2 protein-coding genes are annotated in these 5,187 nt (G+C 73.5%); both read left to right on the forward strand.

All coding sequences use genetic code 11. The features are described 5' to 3' along the window. A partial coding sequence (locus ACWGI8_RS38940) for a methyltransferase domain-containing protein (RefSeq protein WP_453668173.1) occupies positions 1-555 on the forward strand: 555 nt, incomplete at its 5' end. 57 nt (positions 556-612) lie between these two features. Further along, positions 613-5,187: type I polyketide synthase (locus tag ACWGI8_RS38945; RefSeq protein ID WP_453668174.1), on the forward strand; the 4,575-nt coding region annotated here is incomplete at its 3' end.

The raw sequence follows: 5,187 nt of genomic DNA on the forward strand, positions 1-5,187 counted from the left end.
GAGCTGGGCAACGCCCAGGACTTCGCCTTCGAGGAGCCGTTCGACGCGGTGAGCGCCGGCATGGTCCTGTTCCTGCTGCCGGAGCCGGAGAAGGCGCTGGCCTGCGCCGCGGCCGCGCTCCGGCCGGGAGGCCGGTTCGCGGCGACGACGTTCCCCACCGAGGACGGCCGTCTCGCCGCGGGCTGGGAGTCGGCGGAGATTCTCGCCGGGGTACTGGCCAGGTACCTCCCGGAGGGCGTCGAGGACCCGTGGAAGGTGGTCCTCGGGCTCGGCGGCCCGCTGGTCTCCGAGGAGTCCACCGCGGCGGCCTTCCTCGCGGGCGGCTTCAGCTACGTCGACATCCGCCATATCCCGGCGAAGTCCCGCTTCGAGACGATCGACGACTACCTGTCCTGGACCTGGACGGTGACCACGCGCATGCAGTGGGACCTGGTGCCGTCCGAGCGGGTGGCCGAGGCGACCGCAGAGGCACGCGAAGCGCTGAAGGTCCTCGCGGGCGCCGACGGTTCGCTGGAGTTCTCCTGCCCGACCAGGACCGTTCGCGCCGTCCGCTGACCCCGTCGCCAGATCTGCAGACCAAGCACTGAGCACGAAGCCGAGAGGTGCGATGACATGCGTACTGAGTTGATCCGGCCGCTGTCCGAGCTGCTGGGCGGACACGCCGTCCGGATCGGGGACAAGGCCGCCTTCACCGACGCGCGGCGCAGCGTCAGCTACCGCGAACTGGAGCGGCGGACCTCTCGGCTCGCCGGGCATCTGGCCGCCCTGGGGCTGGAGAAGGGCGGTCGTGCGGCCGTCCTGATGGGCAACAGCGTGGAGGCGGTGGAGAGCTGCCTCGCCGTCATCCGGGCGGGCGGCATCACGGTGCCGCTCAATCCGCAGGCGTCCGAGGCCGAGCTGGCCCACTTCCTGGACGACAGCGGGGCGTCCGTGGTGCTCTGCGACCCGGCGCGCCTCGATCAGCTGCTGCGGGTGCTGACCGGGCGCTCGGCACCTCGGATCGTGCTGACCGGCGACGCCCCGCCCCCGAAGCATGCACCCAGCGGTACGGCCGCCTACGAGGCACTTGCGGCCACCGAGCCGGAGGGCCCGGCCCCCGAGGAGAATCCGCTCGACGACCCGGCGTGGATGCTCTACACGTCCGGCACCACGGGCCGGCCCAAGGGCGTGCTGTACTCGCTGCGCAGCTCGCTGTGGCTGGTGGCATCCTGCCATGTGCAGGTACTGGGGCTGTCGGAGGACGACCGGCTGCTGTGGCCGATGCCCCTCTTCCACGGGCTCGGCCAGAACCTGTGCGTCATGGGTGTGACCGCCGTGGGTGCCGGTGCGCGGCTGATGGGCGGTTTCGCCGCCTCCGACGTGCTGGACGCACTGCACGAGGACGCGGTGACGTTCCTGGCGGGAGTGCCGACGACGTACCACTATCTGCTGGAGCGCGCCGGCGAGGAGGACACCGGCCTGCCGGCACTGCGGCTGGGGTTCGTGGCCGGCTCGGCGAGCGGCGCCTCGCTCGGCTCCCGCTTCGAGGAGGCGTTCGGTGTCCCGCTCGTCGACCAGTACGGCTCCACCGAGACCGGCGCGATCACCTCCAACTGGCCTACCGGGGAGCGTGTCGCCGGATCTGCCGGTCTTCCCGTGCCGGGCGTGAGCGTCCGCCTGGTCGACCCCGAGTCCGGCAGGGACATGGCGGCCGGGGAGGAGGGCGAGGTGTGGGTGAGCGGCCCCAACGTCATGCTCGGCTACCACGGACAGCCCGGGACCACCACCGAGGTGCTGCGCGACGGCTGGTACCGCACGGGCGATCTGGCGCGGCGGGACGCTCTCGGACATGTGACCCTCACCGGCCGGCTCAAGGAACTGATCATCCGGGGCGGCGAGAACATCCACCCCGTCGAGATCGAGGAAGTGCTGCGCGGCGTGCGCGGTGTGACCGACGCGGCGGTGGGCGCCGAACCGCACGACGTCCTCGGCGAGGTGCCGGTGGCGTACGTGGTGCCGGGCCCGGAAGGCGTGGACGCGCAGGCGCTGTTCGCGCACTGCCGCGAGCGCATGTCGTACTTCAAGGTGCCCGAGAAGCTCTACGCCGTCGAACGCGTGCCCAGGACCGCCTCCGGGAAGATCACCCGGCATCTGCTGGCGGCTGCGGAGCCCCGGCTGCTCGGGGTGGCGGTGGCCGCTGCCGCACCGGACTCCGGGACGGGCGAGGGCGGTCCGGGCCACGCGGGCGAGTGGACGCGGCGGCTGGCCGGCCTGCCGCCCGCCGAGCGGACCCGGGCCGTGCTGGGCCTGGTCCGCGCCGAGGTGGCCGGTGCTCTCGGCCTCGCCACCCCCGATGAGGTCGCGCCCGACCGGCCGTTCGTCGACCTGGGCCTCGGTTCGCTGGCCGTCGTCGCGGTCGGCCGGCGGCTGTGTACGGCGGTCGGGCTGCGGCTCCCGGCGACCGTGGTGTTCGATCATCCGACGCCGGCGGCGCTCGCGGACCGGCTGGTCGCGGAGCTGACCGGCTCCTCCGGCGCCCCCGTGCGGTCCGCCGCTGCCCCGGCCGCGCGCGCGGTCCGGCCCGTCACCGACGACGAGCCGATCGCGATCGTCGGCATGGCCTGCCGGTTTCCCGGCGGGGTGGAGTCACCGGAAGAGCTGTGGGAGCTGATCGCCGAAGGAAGTGACGTCACTTCGGAGTTCCCCGACGACCGGAACTGGCCGCTGGAGACCCTGATCGACCCCGATCCCGACAAGCCGGGAACCAGTTACGCGTCCCGCGGCGGCTTCCTGTCCGATCCGGCCGCCTTCGACGCCGGGTTCTTCGGCATCAGTCCGCGTGAGGCGACCGCGATGGATCCGCAGCAGCGGCTGCTCCTGGAGCTCGGATGGGAGGTGTTCGAGCGGGCGGGCTTCGACCCGACACGCCTCGCCGGCTCGCAGACCGGCGTCTTCGTCGGCACCAAGGGCCAGACGTACAGCACACTCGCCGCGCCCGCCTCCGAGTACGAGGGCTATCTCGGCTTCGCCACATCGGGCAGTGTGATGTCCGGACGCGTGGCCTACACCCTGGGCCTTCAGGGTCCCGCGATCACCGTGGACACGGCCTGCTCCGCTTCTCTGGTGGCCCTGCACCTGGCATGCCAGTCCCTGCGCTCCGGTGAGTCGCGGCTCGCGCTCGCGGGTGGTGTCACGGTGATGGCCACGCCGGACGACATGATCACCTTCAGTCGGCAGCGCGGTCTCGCCCCGGACGGCCGCGTCAAGGCCTTCGCCGAGGCGGCGGACGGTACGGCTTTCGGGGAGGGCGCCGGGTTCCTGCTGCTGGAGCGGCTCTCCGACGCCCGCCGGGCCGGGCATCAGGTGCTCGCCGTGATCAGGGGCAGCGCCGTGAACCAGGACGGCGCGTCCAACGGGCTGACGGCGCCCAACGGCCAGGCACAGCAGCGGGTGATCCGGCAGGCGCTCGCCAACGCCCGCGTGGCCGCGGCCGAGGTCGACCTCGTCGAGGCCCACGGCACCGGAACCACCCTCGGCGACCCCATCGAGGCCGAGGCGGTCCTCGCGACCTACGGGCAGGACCGGCCCGCGGAGCGGCCGCTGTGGCTGGGGTCCGTCAAGTCCAACATCGCCCACACCCAGGCCGCGGCGGGCATCGCGGGAGTCATCAAGCTCGTGCAGGCGATGCGGCACACGACCCTGCCGCCCACGCTGAACGTCGACCGGCCCTCCCCGCACGTCGACTGGGCGTCCGGCCAGGTGCGGCTGCTGACCGAGGCCCGGCCCTGGACCGCCCAGGGACACCCGCGTCGCGCGGGCGTGTCCTCCTTCGCCATCAGCGGCACCAACGCCCATGTCGTCCTGGAGGAAGCACCGTCCCCCGCCGCCCGGGACGCCGGCACCGGGCCGGTCTCACGGCCGCCGGCCGCAGTGCCCTGGCTGCTGTCCGCCAAGTCGCCCGCCGCGCTGCGCGAACAGGCCCGTCGGCTGGGAGCCTTCGTGCGGTCCGCGCCGGAGAACGGCGCCACGGATGTGGGCCGTACCCTGGCGCTGTCCCGGGCGGGCCTGGAGTACCGGGCCGCCGTCGTCTCCGACAGCACGGAGGGCCTGCTGCGCGGTCTGGACGCGCTCGCGTCGGACGAGCCCGCGGCCGGGCTGACGACGGGGCTCGCTGCGCCCACCCGCACCACCGCCTTCCTCTTCACCGGCCAGGGCTCGCAGCGCCCGGGCATGGGCCGGGACCTGTACGAGGCGTTCCCCGCGTTCGCGGATGCCCTGGACGCCGTGTGCGAGCACCTCGACCCGGAGGTGCGGGAGCTGCTGCTGGCCCCCGCCGGCACGGCCGACGACGGGCGCGTCCACCGCACCGCCCTCGCCCAGCCCGCCTTGTTCGCCCTGGAAGTGGCGCAGTTCCGGCTGCTGCGCTCCTGGGGGGTGCGCCCCGACGCACTCGCCGGTCACTCCATCGGCGAACTGGCCGCGGCGCAGGTGTCCGGGATCCTCTCCCTCCCCGATGCCGCCGTGCTGGTCACCGCCCGCGGGGCCCTGATGCAGGCGCTGCCGGAGGGCGGGGCCATGATCGCCCTGGAGGCCACCGAGGAGGAGGTGCTGCCACTGCTCGCGGGGCACGAGTCGCGGATGGGGATCGCCGCTGTCAACGCACCCCGGTCCGTGGTCGTCTCGGGCGACGACGACGCCGTGTCCGGTGTCGCCGAAGCGCTGGCCGCCCAGGGCCGCAGGACCAAGCGTCTGGCAGTGAGTCACGCCTTCCACTCCCCCCGTATGGACGCCGCACTGGCCGGCTTCCGCGACGTGGCCCGCACGCTCACGTACCGTGAGCCGGCCGTCCCGATCGTCTCCACCGTGACCGGCGCTCCGGCGGGCGGGGAACTGCTCACGCCCGAGTACTGGGTCGGCCAGCTCCGCTCCGCGGTCCGTTTCGCGCCCGCGATACGTGCGTTGCGTGACCGCGGCACCGACACCTTCGTCGAGCTGGGTCCCGACGGCGTACTGACGGCCCTGGTGCGCGACACCCTCGGTGACGATGCCCACCGCGCCCTGCCGCTCGCCCGTCACGACCGGCCGGGTGCCGCGACCGCGGTCGCCGCCCTCGGTTCGCTGCACACGCTCGGCGTCGCGGTGGACTGGGAAGCGTTCTTCGGAGGTTCGGGGACCCGGCACGGTCCGCTGCCCACGTACGCGTTCCAG

Source organism: Streptomyces sp. NPDC054841 (assembly GCF_053611045.1).